General features: G+C 39.9%; 20 protein-coding genes, 1 pseudogene and 1 riboswitch. Of the genes and pseudogenes, 4 read left to right on the top strand and 17 right to left on the bottom strand.

Going from position 1 to position 15,406, the window contains the following annotated elements; genetic code table 11:
* Window positions 1-8 precede the first annotated feature (8 nt).
* The 11 genes and pseudogenes from gcvPB to comGA form a co-directional block, all read right to left on the bottom strand.
* The gene (gcvPB, locus tag SporoP8_RS00215; RefSeq protein ID WP_085130432.1) at window positions 9-1,496 is read right to left on the bottom strand and encodes an aminomethyl-transferring glycine dehydrogenase subunit GcvPB; all 1,488 of its coding nucleotides are present in this window, start codon (window positions 1,494-1,496) and stop codon (window positions 9-11) included.
* Window positions 1,489-2,835, bottom strand: a complete 1,347-nt coding sequence (gene gcvPA, locus SporoP8_RS00210) for an aminomethyl-transferring glycine dehydrogenase subunit GcvPA (RefSeq protein WP_085130430.1) — start codon at window positions 2,833-2,835, stop codon at window positions 1,489-1,491. The genes gcvPB and gcvPA overlap by 8 nt, the downstream gene beginning before the upstream one ends.
* A 20-nt stretch (window positions 2,836-2,855) precedes the next feature.
* Window positions 2,856-3,956, bottom strand: a complete 1,101-nt coding sequence (gene gcvT, locus SporoP8_RS00205; protein WP_085130428.1) for a glycine cleavage system aminomethyltransferase GcvT — start codon at window positions 3,954-3,956, stop codon at window positions 2,856-2,858.
* Between the two features lie 163 nt (window positions 3,957-4,119).
* A riboswitch (glycine riboswitch) is annotated at window positions 4,120-4,212 on the bottom strand.
* A gap of 134 nt (window positions 4,213-4,346) precedes the next feature.
* Complete coding sequence (locus SporoP8_RS00200; RefSeq protein ID WP_085130426.1) at window positions 4,347-4,853, bottom strand: shikimate kinase; 507 nt, start codon at window positions 4,851-4,853, stop codon at window positions 4,347-4,349.
* Between the two features lie 162 nt (window positions 4,854-5,015).
* Window positions 5,016-5,450 carry a competence type IV pilus minor pilin ComGF gene (gene comGF / locus SporoP8_RS00190; protein ID WP_158232271.1) on the bottom strand — a complete coding sequence of 145 codons (435 nt, stop codon included), beginning with the start codon at window positions 5,448-5,450 and terminating at the stop codon, window positions 5,016-5,018.
* A complete protein-coding gene (locus tag SporoP8_RS00185; RefSeq protein ID WP_085130420.1) occupies window positions 5,447-5,746 on the bottom strand; it encodes a hypothetical protein in 300 nt (99 codons plus the stop codon). The genes comGF and SporoP8_RS00185 overlap by 4 nt, the downstream gene beginning before the upstream one ends.
* On the bottom strand, window positions 5,739-6,122 hold the full coding sequence (locus tag SporoP8_RS00180) for a hypothetical protein (RefSeq protein WP_232319171.1): 384 nt from the start codon (window positions 6,120-6,122) through the stop codon (window positions 5,739-5,741). Before SporoP8_RS00180 ends, SporoP8_RS00185 begins: the two co-directional genes overlap by 8 nt.
* Before the next feature lie 6 nt (window positions 6,123-6,128).
* Window positions 6,129-6,194: pseudogene (locus SporoP8_RS16945) on the bottom strand (type II secretion system protein); the annotation flags it as partial.
* A complete protein-coding gene (gene comGC / locus SporoP8_RS00175) occupies window positions 6,184-6,498 on the bottom strand; it encodes a competence type IV pilus major pilin ComGC (protein WP_085130415.1) in 315 nt (104 codons plus the stop codon). The gene comGC and the pseudogene SporoP8_RS16945, both read right to left, overlap by 11 nt.
* Before the next feature lie 11 nt (window positions 6,499-6,509).
* The gene (comGB, locus tag SporoP8_RS00170; RefSeq protein ID WP_198166042.1) at window positions 6,510-7,562 is read right to left on the bottom strand and encodes a competence type IV pilus assembly protein ComGB; all 1,053 of its coding nucleotides are present in this window, start codon (window positions 7,560-7,562) and stop codon (window positions 6,510-6,512) included.
* A complete protein-coding gene (gene comGA, locus SporoP8_RS00165) occupies window positions 7,549-8,553 on the bottom strand; it encodes a competence type IV pilus ATPase ComGA (RefSeq protein WP_085130411.1) in 1,005 nt (334 codons plus the stop codon). The genes comGB and comGA overlap by 14 nt, the downstream gene beginning before the upstream one ends.
* Window positions 8,554-8,897: 344 nt before the next feature.
* Here comGA and SporoP8_RS00160 point away from each other — a divergent pair, with 344 nt between their 5' ends.
* Window positions 8,898-9,140: a DUF2626 domain-containing protein gene (locus SporoP8_RS00160; protein WP_085130409.1), complete on the top strand. Its 243-nt coding sequence runs from the start codon at window positions 8,898-8,900 to the stop codon at window positions 9,138-9,140.
* A gap of 60 nt (window positions 9,141-9,200) precedes the next feature.
* On the opposite strand, the gene SporoP8_RS00155 is transcribed toward SporoP8_RS00160, so the two are convergent.
* On the bottom strand, window positions 9,201-9,836 hold the full coding sequence (locus SporoP8_RS00155) for an MBL fold metallo-hydrolase (protein ID WP_085130407.1): 636 nt from the start codon (window positions 9,834-9,836) through the stop codon (window positions 9,201-9,203).
* Window positions 9,837-9,994: 158 nt separating this feature from the next.
* Between SporoP8_RS00155 and SporoP8_RS00150 the strand changes: the two genes are divergently transcribed.
* Window positions 9,995-10,177 (top strand): DUF2759 family protein, encoded by a 183-nt coding sequence (locus SporoP8_RS00150; RefSeq protein WP_029054522.1) that lies wholly within the window; start codon window positions 9,995-9,997, stop codon window positions 10,175-10,177.
* A gap of 151 nt (window positions 10,178-10,328) precedes the next feature.
* Here the strand turns inward: SporoP8_RS00150 and SporoP8_RS00145 are convergent, their stop codons facing one another.
* The 5 genes from SporoP8_RS00145 to rpmG form a co-directional block, all read right to left on the bottom strand.
* Entirely contained in the window at window positions 10,329-11,348 is a 1,020-nt protein-coding gene (locus SporoP8_RS00145; RefSeq protein ID WP_085130405.1) for a YqgU-like beta propeller domain-containing protein, read from the bottom strand.
* 68 nt (window positions 11,349-11,416) lie between these two features.
* A complete protein-coding gene (locus tag SporoP8_RS00140) occupies window positions 11,417-13,312 on the bottom strand; it encodes an LTA synthase family protein (protein WP_085130403.1) in 1,896 nt (631 codons plus the stop codon).
* A gap of 125 nt (window positions 13,313-13,437) precedes the next feature.
* On the bottom strand, window positions 13,438-13,623 hold the full coding sequence (locus SporoP8_RS00135; RefSeq protein WP_085130401.1) for a YqgQ family protein: 186 nt from the start codon (window positions 13,621-13,623) through the stop codon (window positions 13,438-13,440).
* Window positions 13,616-14,200 carry a 5-formyltetrahydrofolate cyclo-ligase gene (locus SporoP8_RS00130; RefSeq protein WP_085130399.1) on the bottom strand — a complete coding sequence of 195 codons (585 nt, stop codon included), beginning with the start codon at window positions 14,198-14,200 and terminating at the stop codon, window positions 13,616-13,618. Before SporoP8_RS00130 ends, SporoP8_RS00135 begins: the two co-directional genes overlap by 8 nt.
* A 55-nt stretch (window positions 14,201-14,255) precedes the next feature.
* On the bottom strand, window positions 14,256-14,405 hold the full coding sequence (rpmG, locus tag SporoP8_RS00125; protein ID WP_029054517.1) for a 50S ribosomal protein L33: 150 nt from the start codon (window positions 14,403-14,405) through the stop codon (window positions 14,256-14,258).
* Window positions 14,406-14,578: 173 nt separating this feature from the next.
* On the opposite strand from rpmG, the gene SporoP8_RS00120 reads away from it, so the two are divergent.
* Together SporoP8_RS00120 and SporoP8_RS00115 are read left to right on the top strand one after the other, a co-directional pair.
* Entirely contained in the window at window positions 14,579-14,938 is a 360-nt protein-coding gene (locus SporoP8_RS00120; RefSeq protein ID WP_085130397.1) for a hypothetical protein, read from the top strand.
* The gene (locus tag SporoP8_RS00115) at window positions 14,935-15,384 is read left to right on the top strand and encodes a hypothetical protein (RefSeq protein WP_085130395.1); all 450 of its coding nucleotides are present in this window, start codon (window positions 14,935-14,937) and stop codon (window positions 15,382-15,384) included. Before SporoP8_RS00120 ends, SporoP8_RS00115 begins: the two co-directional genes overlap by 4 nt.
* Window positions 15,385-15,406 lie beyond the last annotated feature (22 nt).

The following is a 15,406-nucleotide window of genomic DNA, read 5'->3' as shown; positions in this document are numbered from 1 at the left end:
CTATTTTATTATTGTACCGTTTCTTCTATTGGTGATTGTTCTTTTATATAACGCAACACCGGCTTACGTGCTGCCTTTGTTTCATCTAGGCGGCCGATGACTGTTGTGTGTGGTGCTTCTTGAACGATTTCAGGATTTTCTTCTACTTCTTTGGCGATTTGAATCATCGCTTCAATGAAGTTATCCAACGTTTCTTTTGATTCTGTTTCTGTCGGCTCGATCATCATGGCTTCTTCCACGTTCAAAGGGAAATAGATTGTTGGCGGATGATAGCCAAAGTCTAGCAAACGCTTCGCCATATCGAGTGTACGTGCGCCAAGTTTCTTCTGACGACGACCGGATAAAACAAATTCGTGTTTACAGTGCTGTGTATAGGGAAGATCAAAGTATGGTTCTAGGCGACGCATCATATAGTTGGCATTAAGCACTGCGTATTCTGTAACCGCTTTTAAGCCGTCTGGACCCATTGAACGAATATACGTATATGCACGTAGATAAATACCGAAGTTTCCGTAGTACGGCTTCACACGACCAATGGATTGTGGCACGTCATAGTTCAATATGAAGCGATCATCTACTTTTTCAACAACAGGTTTTGGCATGAAAGCAGCCAATTCCTCCGTTACTCCAACTGGACCTGAACCTGGTCCGCCACCACCGTGAGGGCCTGTGAACGTCTTATGCAAGTTCAAGTGAACCGCATCAAAGCCCATGTCGCCAGGGCGTGCTTTAGACATAACCGCATTCAAGTTCGCTCCGTCATAATACAGCTTTCCGCCCACTCCATGAACCACTGCCGCCATTTCTAAGATATCTTCTTCGAAAAGACCAAGCGTGTTCGGATTCGTCAACATCAACGCTGCCGTGTCAGGACCTACTTTTGATTTCAAATCTTCAAGATCTACTAAGCCTTTTTCATTCGACTTCACTGTCACGGTATCAAAGCCAGCAACCGTTGCAGAAGCCGGGTTTGTTCCATGAGCGGAGTCGGGTACAAGTACTTTCGTACGCTGCGTATCACCATTCGCTTCATGGAAAGCACGAATCATCATCAATGCTGTCCACTCTCCGTGCGCGCCTGCTGCAGGTTGTAATGTAACTTGTGGCATACCCGTAATTTCAGCTAAGTGTTCTTGCAAATCGTACACTACTTCAAGTGCACCTTGTACAGTAGATTCGTCTTGCAGCGGGTGAACGCGTGCGAATCCTGGGAAACGTGCTACTGCTTCGTTGATCTTCGGATTGTATTTCATCGTACAAGAACCTAATGGATAGAATCCTGTGTCGACACCGTGATTACGATTGGACAATGCAGTATAGTGACGCATGATGTCCAACTCAGATACTTCGGGCAGTTCTGCTTCTTCCGTACGAATTACACCTTGAGATAAAATGGATGTAACATCTACTTCAGGTACATCTAATTCAGGTAAGCTATAACCGATTCGGCCAGGTTGGGATAATTCAAAAATGAGTGATTGATTGTCCTTATGCATGGATAGCCTCCAGTTCTTGCACGTATGCATCGATTTCTTCTTTCGTACGTTGTTCTGTAACAGCGATCAGTGCGTGATTCGCTAGACTTTCATCTACTAGACTTAGATCATATCCACCAATAATTCCTTGTTCAAGCAGTCGTTTATTGACATCTTTAATAGGTGATTTACAATCCACTACAAGTTCATTAAAATGCGCAGGACCAAATTTCACTTCGAATCCAGCTTTTTCAAATGCTTGTTTCGCGTAGGCTGTTTTCGCGATGTTCTGATATGCGATTTCTTTAATTCCTTCCTTACCAAGAGCTGTCATCGCAACAGATGCCGCAAGAGCGTTCAGAGCTTGGTTCGAACAAATATTGGATGTTGCTTTGTCACGACGAATATGTTGCTCACGCGCCTGCAATGTCAGTACGTATCCTCTACGCCCTTGATCATCATTCGTCTCGCCAACTAGACGGCCAGGAACTTTGCGCATCAACTTTTTCGATACTGCGAAATATCCACAATGTGGTCCACCGAATGATTCTGCGATTCCGAATGGTTGTGCATCTCCAACTGTAATATCCGCTCCAAGCGCTCCAGGCGGTGTCAATAGCCCCAGTGCAAGTGGATTTGCTGAGACGATCGATAGTGCACCATTGTCATGTGCAATATCGCTGATTGCCTGAAGGTCCTCTACTTGTCCGTAGAAGTTCGGATATTGAACGAGTACTGCTGCAGTCTCATCATCAATCAGTTCTTTTAGCTTATCGATATCCGTTATACCGTTTGTATGTGGGATCGTTACGACTTCAATGTATTGTCCGTCAGCGTATGATTTCACGACTGCGTGTGATTCATTGTGAACAGTAGCGGACACAAGTAACTTCTTACGGCGCGTATGCCCTGCAGCAAGTGTTCCTGCTTCTGCAAGTGCCGTTCCTCCGTCGTACATGGAAGAGTTCGCTAGTTCCATCCCTGTCAATTCACAGATCATCGTCTGGAATTCGAAAATCGCCTGTAACTCACCTTGTGAAATTTCGGGCTGGTATGGTGTGTACGCTGTATAAAACTCAGAACGTGAAATGACATGATCTACGATAATCGGACGATAGTGATCATAAACTCCCGCTCCTAGGAACGATGCATACTCTTGAGCGTTGACATTTTTCGCAGCCAAACGCCCCAGTTCTTTTAGAAGAGATGTTTCGGATTTGGCTGGTTTAATTTGATATTCGCCTTGAAAACGTACCTTTTCCGGAATATCCGAGAAAAGTTCATCAATGGAAGAAACGCCGATTGTTTCGAGCATATCTTTCTGGTCTTGCTCCGTCATAGGTAGATAACGATGCTTCATAATTTTTTACCCCTTTTCACTTATGATCTTTTATAGAAAGGTGTTGCAATGACTTTTGCTTTCAGACGTTTTGCGCGGATTTCGACTTCTACTTCCGTGCCAAGTTCCGCAAATTCTGTAGATAGAAGCGCAAAACCGATGTTCTTTTTCAATGTAGGAGACTGCGTACCAGTTGTGACTTCGCCAATCTCACGGTCACCCTCAAACACTTTATAACCAGTACGCGGAATTCCTTTATCGATCATTTCAAGTCCGACAAGCTTACGTTCTATCCCTTGTTCTTTTTGCTTCACAAGAATATCTTTACCAATGAAATCCTCTTCTTTATTCACTTTTACGACGAAACCAAGGCCTGCTTCTAATGGAGAAATATCCTCTCTCAGTTCTTGACCGTAAAGAGGGAGTCCCGCTTCAAAGCGCAATGTGTCTCGTGCACCAAGGCCTGCAGGTACCACACCGTCTTCTTTGCCTTCTTGTAAAATTTTTGACCACAGGTTCTGGATTGCTTCAGGTGTACCGTAGATTTCAAACCCATTTTCTCCTGTATAACCCGTACGTGAAACAAGTACATCTTCTCCGCCCACTTGAACATGTTCTTTAAAACGGAAAAATTTGATTTCTTTAAGCGACTCATCCGTCAGTTTCTGTAATACCGACTCCGCCACCGGTCCTTGCAGTGCAAGTAAAGCGTAATTGGAAGATTGGTTATCAATGACGACATTGTCAATTTGTTGTTTTTCCATCCAAGCTACATCTTTTTCAATATTCGATGCATTGACCACCAATAAATAGCGCTCTTCCTCTAATTTATAAATTAAAAAGTCATCGATCGTTCCACCTTGCTCATTACACATCACTGTATACTGTGCTTGGCCAATCGTCAGTTTGGATACGTCATTCGTCACGAGCTTCTGCAAATAGTCGAGTGCTCCGCTACCACTAACAAACACTTCTCCCATATGCGAGACATCAAACAAACCTGCTTTTGTCCGAACGGCTTCATGTTCTGCTTTAATACTAGAAAACTGCACAGGCAACTCCCAGCCGCCAAAATCGATTGTTTTACCTCCGTACTCTTTATAACTTTCAAATAACGGCGTGCGCAATAATTGATTCGTCAAACTGTTTCCTCCTTTTTGTTCTGACCAAAGAACGATCAGTATGTATTTCATCAAAAAAAGGACAGGGGTCTCCTATAAAAGAGAACCCCTGTCCTTTTGCCTGAAAGCTTTACAGTTTCCATACTTTCTTCGGCCGCTGATTGCTCAGCACTCTCCAGAGATGCGTCATGTATGCGTTTTGTTACCTGAGAGATTCATAACATTCGTTACTTGCTCCTTCGGCGGCGCCTAATGCGCGCTCTCCCCATACAATCATTCGCATTATTGAGTTAATTTTTTCTTCACTGATATCTTAACATTTCATAGAAGTAAGCGCAATCTATTTATTAAGAAGGCATAAAAGCGAATGATATTTTGATTATAAACCAAAACATTCGCTTTTTCAACGAATTATTGATATCTCTCAATTTGAAAGATAATATATTCTGCAATGTCCGTTAAAGATTTGCCCGTAGTCTCCACAGTAAAATGAGCAGACTGTAAATACTTCGACTTGCGTTTTTTATAGAGCGCTTCTAATTCTTGCCGCGAAGATTGTTGTACAATAGGGCGATTGACATCAGTCGAGATTCTGCGCCAAATATCGCGGAATGATGCATTGAGGAAAAATACGATGCCCGTTTCACGCATCAATTGTATATTTTCTTCCTTTACCGCCACGCCTCCACCAGTGGCTACAATACAAAATTCTTCTGGAAATTTTTCGAGGAATTCCGTCTCCAACTGCCGGAAATACAACTCTCCGTACTGATCGAATATCTCAGGAATCGTCATTTGCATTTGTTCTGAAATTTCATGATCCATATCAAAGAACGGAATGCCTGTTAACGTATGCAGCCGTTTACCGATTGCGCTTTTTCCACATCCCATGAATCCCACTAAATAAATCCTTTTCATTTTCATCCATCCCGTTTCATTAATTCAACTGCTTTACGCTCATAATAGATTTCGAGCCAGTCGTATATTCTGTAGATACTATCATGCCATGAAACGAGGGAGAAAAGAAAGAGACTTACCAAAAATAATAAAACAATCGCGAAAATAAATGATCCTCCCTTCTCATTCTTGATATAATCCAATAGCAAACGTCCTTTCTTTACGCATACCATCCTTCATTTCGACAGCAAGCTTCAATTCGCTATCCTTCACAGTAAATTTACTGGATTTCACATTCATCAACAAAGGGACATGACCTGTTCCATTCACAACCTTACGAAGCATTTTATCGTATTGCTGTATAGTAATGCTTCCTTTTTGGGTATGGAACGTAATGAGCGTAGATTTCACTTCCTCCACTACAGTTACTTTTTCCAATAATTCCTGTAATTCCAAAGAAAATAACTCCCACTCGCCAAGCAGATCTCCGTGGTAAACATTATCTACGGGTGCTTTCCAGTAGAAAAATAAAACTGTTAATTGAATTAGCATCATGAATATAAGTAGATGAATGATACTCTCAACTAGTGAATATCCCTTTTCATTCAACTGCATCATAGACTCACACATTTATGATTTGCGACTTGTTGTATTTCATAGCCCACACAAATTCGACTATCGCTAACGATCCAATCATACTGTAGATCTTCGTGAAATCTGCTCCCTGTCACTTGTCCCGATGCTTTGTTTAGAATAGCTGCTTGGTAGGCTGTTTGACTGGCAATCATCGCTTGTTTTTTTCCGGTGGCGGACGATGTCAATATGTTGGCCATCGGTATTAGAGATCCAAATATCACCATGGCAACGAGTAACGACAACATAGCTTCCGGCCACGATTGCCCTTTTTCATTCATTGACTATCATCCTTCCTCTCTCAAACTGAAACGAGATAAAAATTTCACCTTTGCTTTGTGTAGAAAAATACATCTTTCCTGTTTTCACCATGTATCCTGTTTCAGAAAACTCTATTCTTTTAAGCGGAGAATGTTTAGTCCTGTACATGCCTTCAGGAAATATTCCACGTATTAGCGTTTCTTTCATATCAATTTTTTCCGCCTTATAAGTTGCTCCACTTTCACCAAATGTCAAAGCAACACTTTCTTTATGTGTCATTGCATATAGCTGCATCTCATGAACAGACGCAATGAATTGCTTCAGTGCATCCTTTTCGGATTCTTTTTCCAGGTGTTTTTCACTAAAAGGAAGAATGATGGCTGTCAATATCGTCATGATGGATAGGACCAACAAGAGTTCCAAAAAGGTGAATCCATGTTGATCATTGAAAATACGCTTAACCTCCACTATTTGCAGCCTTTACTTTTCCTTCCATATCGATCGAAATTGCACTGCCATTCGGACACGCAGGTTCAGCTGGTAAATACCCTTCTGTAGTTAGTGATGAAATCGTTGGAATCGTTTTTTTATCCATCTTGTATGCCTGCACTTGGCCTTCTACCATTTTGACATACGCTTCACAGCCCTTTTCATCAATCGATTTAGAATGCTTCGTAACATTCGGGATTGCAATCAAGATTAAAACAGTAATTATTAGCAACACGATCATCATTTCAATCAACGTAAAACCTTTTTCATTCTTCAGCAACATTTTCCCTCCTTTTAAATGTTGTCGATCATTTTATAAACAGGCAATAAAATAGATAAATAGGACAATAAAATACAAACCGCCAAAACACCAAATAAGGCAGGCTGTAAAATCGTTATCCATTGATTAACCTTCTCCTCCAATTGTTCACTCGTATGTTCGCTATATAGCATAAGTTCTTTCGGTAAGTATCCCGTATCAGCCCCGTGTTTTGCAAAATCTGCGAGACGTGGCGATAGACCATCTGTTAAACGGATTGCTTCGTGCAATGATTCACCATAAATGACATGTTCACTTAATTCGTTTGTGATGACCGCTAATATAGGATCCTCTGTCTGCTCCGCTAGAACAGCTAATGCGCTTTGCATAGAAAGTCCAGACTGCAACAAACTTCCGAGCTCACTGGCGAAATCTCTAGTTTTCATTTCACCGTAGAATGTTTTGATTCCAGGTATTTTTAATATATGGCGTAAAATTTCAGACGGGGACAATCTAGTTAACCACATTCGAACTAAAAGAAAACCAACAGCACATATAATAGCCACGGACAATAAGAGATCTGGTATAGATGAAACGAGTTTTGGTAATAAGTGAACGATTCCTCCATTGTCATTCGCCCGCATTACAGTCAATGCTTCAAAATTCGGTAAGAAAAATTGCCGAAAAGCGACTAACAAAATCAATAAGAAGGAAAACAGGACACTTGGGTACGCCAACAGTTTACGAACTTGTTTTTGCTTCTCCGTCTTTCGATTGACACGATCCGCTACTTCTTTCAAGGCGCGTATCAAATTGCCATCCACTTCCGCAATAACGATCGGCAACATCGTACTTTTGCCAAAACCTAAACTCTTCAAAATATGTGAAACACCATACCCCATCTTCAACTCTTCTTCTACTTGTCGAAGTTTTTCCTCATACTCTTTCGTATGATAGGGCAATATTAGAATGAGACCTTCATGAAAGGTATATCCTTCTTGTAATAACACCGAAAGTCGTACTAGAAACTCCGCTGGCTTTATAATTTTTTTATTGGAGGATGGACTGAAAAATTTAATCCGTTCCATATAGCACCTTTTCATACAAAGCTTGCTGCACTTCGATTTTCTTATTAACAGGAATCGTAAACCGTAGGCCATTCACCATTGATTCCGTAGCTAATTGTAGATCCGACTCCTGCAATATTTCAAAAACTGCTGCCGTCTCTCCCGACTGTTGTGTAATAAGACGCTGAGCAGATATCGCGATAATGGTCTGTCTTAGCTCTTCTACATGAATACCGAGGTCTAGTAAACGATACAAGCAACCCACAGGATCTTTCGCATGGATTGTGCTAAGAACTAAGTGTCCTGTCAACGCAGCTTCAACTGCAATTTTGGCTGTCTCAGCATCACGTATTTCACCAATCATGATGACATCGGGTGAATGTCGTAAAATCGCTTTTAATCCAGCAGAATAGGTAATACCAGAACGTTCATTCACTTGAATTTGTAGCAGATGACTATGATTATTCTCTACAGGATCTTCAAGTGAAATAACATGACGTTTGAGTTCGGATACACAATGAGAAGTCAATGAATATAATGTGGTCGTTTTACCAGAACCAGTTGGTCCGGTGACGAGAAACAGTCCTTGCTTATAAGCAGCAGCTTCAGCCAATTGCTGTGTCCAGTGAGGATCGAGACATAGCTGGTTGAGCGGAACGATTTTATCGTGTTTCTGAATGCGGATCGCGACACTTTCCTTTAATTGGATAGATGGGATTGTCGAGACGCGAAAAGAGAAGTTGCAGTCTAAGAAAGACCGGTGGAAGGAACCACTTTGCGGGCGTCGTTGTTCACTAATATCTAAAGAAGATAAAAATTTATAGAATGAAATTAACCGACCGCCTAATGTATGAGGATATTGACCGATTTTCGAAAAATAAGAGTGCTTGCGAATTGTCACGTCATATCCTTCTATCGTAGGTACAAAATGAATATCTGTCGCTTCAGAATGAATTGCTTTCTCAAGCAACTGTAAACACGTTTTTTCTATAGGGTTCTGTTCAATTTCCATAGTTCTCTCCTTTCTCTATTCGACAAAAGACCACTTTTTATCTTAGAAAGAAGTATATATGGGAATTAAATTGTTTAAAAATGCACTACATTTATGTTAATTCATTTTTCCATCATGATATTGGGTCAAAATTCATTTCTTTACCTCAATTCAATATCAAAAATCAATTTTCATATTATTTTCATTGTAGGTTCTGTTATACTGTAATCAGCTACTATCTGAATCTGTTCGTACAAGTACACTCTTTTGACACAATGTGAAATCGATTGGAGTTTACTTTTAGGCTGACGTTCTATTATAATGGATAAGAGCTTATTGTAATGTTGTGAAGGAGGGATTCTTAGATGGATAATATGTTTAAACTTTTAGGATTCTGGTCAGGTATTTTTGCGGTAATGTTCTATGTTGGGAATATGGTTCCAGCTGCTTTACTTATGGTAGCAGGCACAATTTTCTTTGTTCTACTTGGATACTTGAAGCTTTCAGAGCGTATGTATGTTTACCTATTCGGAGCATACCTGATGATCTTCATGGTTGGTTTTAGTTACTATTCTATTTTCATTCATGTACCTGGTGGAGGACACTAATCCGCACAAACAAAAACAGCTTCCTCAACGGAAAGCTGTTTTTTGTTTGCTTGATTTTGATCAAAATCCGTGTAAGTACGGGTTTTGGTCTTTTTCGACTCCAGGTGTTGTCGCAGGCCCATGTCCGGGATAAAGTAACATCTCGTCGTCTAGCGTCAATAACTGTTCGTGAATCGCTTTGAGCAATGTTTCCGTATCACCGCCTGGCAAGTCGGTACGGCCTACGCTACCTTGGAACAATGTATCCCCTACAATTGCGAATCCTTCATCTTCAAAGATATAACAAACGCTTCCTGGCGAGTGTCCTGGCACATGACGCGTCTCCATCTTAAACGTCCCCACTTCCAAATGTTTTTCATCATGAAGTAGCACGTCAGCAGGGTTACAAATGACGTCAGGCAATACGGGGTATTTGGCTGAACCATTTAACTCAGGATTCGCAAGCCATTTCTTTTCCGCCACATGCAAGTACACAGGGATATCAAAAGCAGTTCGAATCTTTTCTACTGCCCCGATATGGTCAAAGTGTGCATGTGTCAGCAAAATGGCAACAGGCTTCAGAGATAACTTTCGCAATTCCGATAGTAACGCCTCTCCATCTTCGCCTGGATCGAATACTAAACAATTTTTCTTTTCATCTTCCACTATGTAGCAATTTGTCTGAATTGGACCTAATGGATGTATATGTATCCTCATTTACCTCACCTCTATGTCTAATATTAATGATTGTGGACACAAACTTCAAATAATCGTCATTATTTAATCTCGACAAAACGATTCATTAACAGTACAATAGAGGAGGAATATCGCTTTATGGCATTCATTTTTTCAATGTTGAAAGGAGTGTCTACTCAATGAATTTATTAGTCATCATTTTTGGATTGATTGCAATCTTAGCAGTCTTTGGAACGGTCCAAGCTTTTAAAGAGCGGAATCTGTTAAGTATAGTATTCAATGTGGTAACGGTTGTAGTTATCGGAGGATTTACGATCGCTACTGTCATATATTCTGGATACCCGCCACAACTACACAAATAAGTTCCAAAAAATAAGGACACCCTTTCACAGGGGATGTCCTTATTTTTTATTGTTTTCATCGATATACGTAGAATTGATACTTCCGCGGAACGCATTCCAGCTGGCGTTTCAAACTCCTCCTAGATAGTAATTCACCACTTATAAGTAAAGCTTATTCTAGCGGTTCAATTTCCAACCACTTTACCCTCTCGCCGGTTTCTATATTAATCCAAGTATCTAGACTATACCCTATTAAACACTTGTCGCCTTTGCAATCTAAAGAACCGCCTTCTGGTAACTTTTGGCGCTTTACTTCCTCACCGTCTTGTATCTTCACTAGAAAACTAGTTGGCTTCATCTCAGTTTGATCGGTAATAGTCATCATCAATGTATTCTCATCTAAAAATACAGCTTGTTCCATCACGAATGAATGATCTTCAACAAACCAAGAGTACTTCTCTTCTCCGATTGCATTTAATACTGCATATCGTATCTGCTCACCTTCAAATGATTCAATCAATACCTGATCTGTAGCTGAATGGAATTGGTTGGCATTATTCGCAAGCGTAGTCTTTTCCCCTGTAGAGAGTAATCGTTTTACTACATCTAGGTCTTCCATATATACCAATTCTTCTGCACCTAGCCAACTAGGAAATGGATCAGGGAGCATTACTGCTACCAATGTATCGTCATTCGCGTCATAGCGCATGATTTCGTAACTCCAATCATCAGTGAAAGCGGTGATTAGTAATTGTGAAGCGTCGATATCATTCCATTGAATTTCAAGTTCCGAGGATTCTATCGACACTTCATTTAGTAGAGTACCTGCATGATCAAGTATATGTATGATAGCCTCCGTTGAGTCGTCTGCTGTTTTGACTAGTAATTGCGAAGCGCTAGGATGAACTTGCACTTCAGAGATCGTTGCAGTGGACGTAAATAAGGTATGTATGTCTCCTGTCTTTAAATCAAACGACAGTAACCGATCTTCATCATCTTTGTGATCGACGAACAAAATTGCCGTTTCATTCAACCAACCTGCAACAAAACGAATATCTTCTTTAGAAGCTGTAAGGGTTTCTACTGGCTCTGTTTCATTTTCTACTCGTTGTTCTTCGTTTTCAACTTCTTCAGATGGCGTACATGCTATTAAAATACATGCGCATACTACTGGGATCAATATTCTCTTCACTTTTTCACTTCCTCTTCTTTTGGTTTTAAAAAAGCTGCGCGGCATAGGCAGCCGCGCAGCTCATCAACTTATTTGCTTTCTTTCATTTCAGGACTGCCATCTGGTCGTTCTTTGAATCGCAGCAAGTCACCATTGATGATTGTATCTGAATAATTCAATTCAGTATTAGCACGCTCAATATACGGCTCACATTGCGTTTCATCTTCTGACGGTTCCCCAGTTTCGATGTCATAGCAAACTTCTTGTGCATAAATGTTTTTGTCTGTGACGAGACGACCGTCACGGAAAATAACAAATGGTTCATGATCCGGTGAGAATAAATCCGAACCGAACTGCATATCTGCTTTCGTATCAATTCCCAGTAGGTGAAGAATAGTAGGACGGATATCTATCTGTCCGCCAAGCTCATGCATTTGCTTACCTTCACCAGACCCAGGCATATGAATGAACAATGGAACCTTTTGAAGTTCCGCATTATCAAATGGTGTAATTTCTTTGTCCATATACATACTCATTGCTTTATTGTGATTTTCGGAAATACCATAGTGATCTCCGTACATGACGATAATTGAGTTTTCATACAAACCACTTTCCTTTAAGTCGTCAAAGAATTCCTTAACCGCTTCGTCCATATATCGAACTGTTTGGAAATACTTATTCAACGTATTGGAATTTGATGTGTATTCAGGAATTAATTTATCCTGTTCATCCAAATCAAACGGATGATGGTTTGTTAGTGTAATCATTCGTGTAGCAAATGGTTGCTTCATATCTTTCATCAAATTAACAGATTGATGGAAATACGGGATATCTTTCATTCCCCAGTTAACTGCTTCATCTTCACCGATTGTGTAGCTATCTACATCATAGAACTTCTGCACATCAAGCGCTTTGTACATAATGTCGCGGTTCCAGAAGCTCTTACTGTTGGCGTGCATGACACTTGTAGCATAACCATTCTCACCTAGTCGTTCTGAAAGTGAGTTATATGTGTTACCGCTGTGTGTGAAGAATACTGCACTACCGTTACGTCCATATAATGAGTTCTCTACGATAAACTCGGAGTCGGACGTTTTCCCTAATCCAGTTTGTTGATAAAAATTGTCAAAGTAAAATGTATCTTTATCGTTTGTTAATTCATTCAAGAATGGGGTAATTTCATGTCCATTCATATCGTTATTAATAACAAAGTTTTGTAACGATTCAAGTGAAACGAGAATTACGTTTTTACCTTTTGCAGTACCGAACATTTTCGGATCCGGCTGCGCGTGGTTCGCTTTGACATAGTTCTCTATTTCGGTCAATTCCGTGCCATCAGCAAATGTACGCTGAGCATGGGATTTGGATTGGACAAATAAATCATATAGATGATAATTATACGTACCAATGTTTTTAACGAGCAATTCACGGTCGAAACTTCTTGTCAATAACTGTGGACGTTGAGCTTCTGCAAGCGCTAAGTTGAACATCATCAACGTAGCCGCCGCCGCAAAATACACTTTGCGTCCCATTTTATGGTTGGACTCTTGAACTGGTTCTTGCTTGAAGAAACGTATAGCCACTAAAATAATCAAAACATCGGAGAAAAAGAATAGATCAAGAAGTCTCAAATTCTCTGTAATTGAAGAACTTAAATCCGCAAAGTTACTTGTTTGGAACAATAGTGGCAGTGTAATAAAGTCTGTAAAGAAACGATAGAACACCGCATTGGCAAACATGACAAAAGATGTGATGAAACTAACCGCTAAAATATATCGGTTACGTGTTTTCGTCTTTTTAATAAATAGCGCAACCCCATAAACAAACAATATAAATGCTAGAGGGTTAATTAGTAAGATAAACTGTTGCATAGCATTATCGATCTTCATATTGAAACTGGTGAAATACCCGATGTAGGTAGTCAACCAAGTTGCGATTACGGCGATAATGAGTACGGAATGCTTAGGCCATGAAAATTTTCTCATTCCATCTCTTCCTTTCGTTTCGTTTAGATACTGTTTTTATAGTCATCATATATTTAGACGTTTGAATGCGTGAAAAGTTTCACATGAGTCGAGGAATGAGTAGTTCGTATAGTATTAACTAGTGGTTAGCTAGTTTGTTCCCTTCTCAAAACAAGCAATGCTTGAATATATGTTTGTTGGTCAATAAATTGATGGTCATACAGTTCTTTCACTTCGGACTCCATTACCATGCTGTCCTGTTTTTTATTTCCCGTATAAATGATTACACCAAAACGTTTAAGCAATTTCATCACGTCATAAAATTCATTCATTCGCTTCACGTGCTTTCTGACAATCTATAATATGTTCGTCTGTGTAAATATAGGACACCGGAATATCATGCGGCTCCCTAGCTATATTATGGCGGATTTGACAATCAAATGCCAGTGAAATCGTTTCAAATGGAAAATTTATCAAATAACGATCGTAATACCCACCACCGAATCCAATCCGGTATCCAGTCTCTGAATACACGACACCTGGTACGATTTGCAAGTCTATTTCTTGTGGATTTATAGACTCTGTTACTTCTATTTTCGGTTCTTTTAAATCCATATAGACTACTTCGGTCTGATCAAATGAATCAATCAAACGAAAATCCATTTCCCTCGTAGAAGAAATACATCGTGGAATCGCAACTCGCTTCCCGGATTGCCAAGCGATTTCTATCAAACGATGCGTATCCACTTCCGGAAATCTCGATAATGTGATTCCGATGGTCTTTGCATACTTAAATTCATCCGAAGCAAGAACTTTCTCTACTATAATAGCGGATTTCCGTTCGTGATCAGATGGAGTTAATTGATGTAATTGCTGTATAACCTGTTTTCGAAGATGCTGCTTTTCCACTGCACTACCTCCCGTAAGAAAAAACCAAAACCGAAGCAGGTTTTGGTTTTAATGATTATTTCGTTTCACGGTGCAAAGTTTGCTTTTTTTCACGTGAGCAATATTTCATCATTTCAATACGTTCTGGATTGTTACGCTTGTTTTTCTTAGTAATATAATTACGCTCTGCACATTCTGTACAAGCGAGTGTTACGTTTACGCGCATTACTGTCCCTCCCACTCAATAGCTATAGATATAAGTAAAACATGAGCATGATTTATACGACTAATATATTATACCATGGATTCATTCATTGTACAGCAAAAACTTTCAAATATCATTCATTATGTGCTTATGGTATTATGAAGGAAATTCTAGTTATTTTGGAGGGAAACAGTATGGATATCCCCTTAATTTTACTCAGTATTGGTGTACTGGCTGTCATTACTTCGTTTTTTGTAGGAAATAAGACGCGTGCTATGGATGATGAACTGGAAAATATTTCGATCAGTCTCCATCAGGAAACAAGTAATCTCAAGAAGAGAATTCGTTTGCTTGAAGAAGAATTGATGGTTGCATCCCCTTCTTCAGAGCCCCCTGCACCAGCACCACAAAAAACGATACACGCAATTATTGTCAATCAAATTACGTCACTTCACAAACAAGGCTACACGATCCCTGAGATTGCAAAGCGCGCTTCACTTAGTGAAAAAGAAGTAACGGAAGTGCTACATTCTAAAGGAGTGCGGTTGTCATGATCAAGGAAATATTGCGTGCTGTTGGAATTGGTTGTTTAATAGCTGGCGGCATTGTGTATTTTGTACAGCAACAGACATCCGAAGGGACTTTGCAAAAGCAATTAGCTGATTCAAAAGAAGATATAGCTATTCTTAAAAAAGAGCTGGCGATTGCACAGACATTGTCGCGGAAAGATGCTATTCGTCAACCAGAATCTGAACAAGATACGATTCCAGAGGAAAATGAAGCGGAAGAAATCGTCGCGAAGAGTTTCACAGTTAAAGCAGGCATTACACCTGCCGAGTTATCACGTGAATTAGAAAATGAAAAATTAATAAAAAGCGCCGAAGAATTTGAACTATATATAATTGAAAATGATTACACACGAAAAATCAAAACCGGTACATATGAATTACGCTCTGATATGCGTTTTCCTGAGATTGCTAAAATCTTTTTACGCCTATAATAAAAAAGACGAAAACCATATG

It is taken from the genome of Sporosarcina ureae, from assembly GCF_002101375.1.
Lineage (GTDB): Bacteria > Bacillota > Bacilli > Bacillales_A > Planococcaceae > Sporosarcina > Sporosarcina ureae_B.
This window is presented reverse-complemented; position numbering and strand designations above follow the sequence as displayed.

Bases quoted from the DNA above. Each gene is read 5' to 3' on its own strand.
- SporoP8_RS00180 (WP_232319171.1), bottom strand. From the start codon at position 6,122: ATGACGATATTGACAGCCATCATTCTTCCTTTTAGTGAAAAACACCTG.
- comGF (WP_158232271.1), bottom strand. From the start codon at position 5,450: ATGATGCAGTTGAATGAAAAGGGATATTCACTAGTTGAGAGTATCATT.
- comGC (WP_085130415.1), bottom strand. From the start codon at position 6,498: ATGTTGCTGAAGAATGAAAAAGGTTTTACGTTGATTGAAATGATGATC.
- SporoP8_RS00155 (WP_085130407.1), bottom strand. From the start codon at position 9,836: ATGAGGATACATATACATCCATTAGGTCCAATTCAGACAAATTGCTAC.
- gcvPB (WP_085130432.1), bottom strand. From the start codon at position 1,496: ATGCATAAGGACAATCAATCACTCATTTTTGAATTATCCCAACCTGGC.
- SporoP8_RS00185 (WP_085130420.1), bottom strand. From the start codon at position 5,746: ATGAATGAAAAAGGGCAATCGTGGCCGGAAGCTATGTTGTCGTTACTC.
- SporoP8_RS00115 (WP_085130395.1), top strand. From the start codon at position 14,935: ATGATCAAGGAAATATTGCGTGCTGTTGGAATTGGTTGTTTAATAGCT.
- SporoP8_RS00140 (WP_085130403.1), bottom strand. From the start codon at position 13,312: ATGAGAAAATTTTCATGGCCTAAGCATTCCGTACTCATTATCGCCGTA.
- SporoP8_RS00160 (WP_085130409.1), top strand. From the start codon at position 8,898: ATGGATAATATGTTTAAACTTTTAGGATTCTGGTCAGGTATTTTTGCG.
- SporoP8_RS00120 (WP_085130397.1), top strand. From the start codon at position 14,579: ATGGATATCCCCTTAATTTTACTCAGTATTGGTGTACTGGCTGTCATT.
- comGA (WP_085130411.1), bottom strand. From the start codon at position 8,553: ATGGAAATTGAACAGAACCCTATAGAAAAAACGTGTTTACAGTTGCTT.
- SporoP8_RS00135 (WP_085130401.1), bottom strand. From the start codon at position 13,623: ATGAATGAATTTTATGACGTGATGAAATTGCTTAAACGTTTTGGTGTA.
- gcvPA (WP_085130430.1), bottom strand. From the start codon at position 2,835: ATGAAGCATCGTTATCTACCTATGACGGAGCAAGACCAGAAAGATATG.
- comGB (WP_198166042.1), bottom strand. From the start codon at position 7,562: ATGGAACGGATTAAATTTTTCAGTCCATCCTCCAATAAAAAAATTATA.
- rpmG (WP_029054517.1), bottom strand. From the start codon at position 14,405: ATGCGCGTAAACGTAACACTCGCTTGTACAGAATGTGCAGAGCGTAAT.
- SporoP8_RS00200 (WP_085130426.1), bottom strand. From the start codon at position 4,853: ATGAAAAGGATTTATTTAGTGGGATTCATGGGATGTGGAAAAAGCGCA.
- SporoP8_RS00150 (WP_029054522.1), top strand. From the start codon at position 9,995: ATGAATTTATTAGTCATCATTTTTGGATTGATTGCAATCTTAGCAGTC.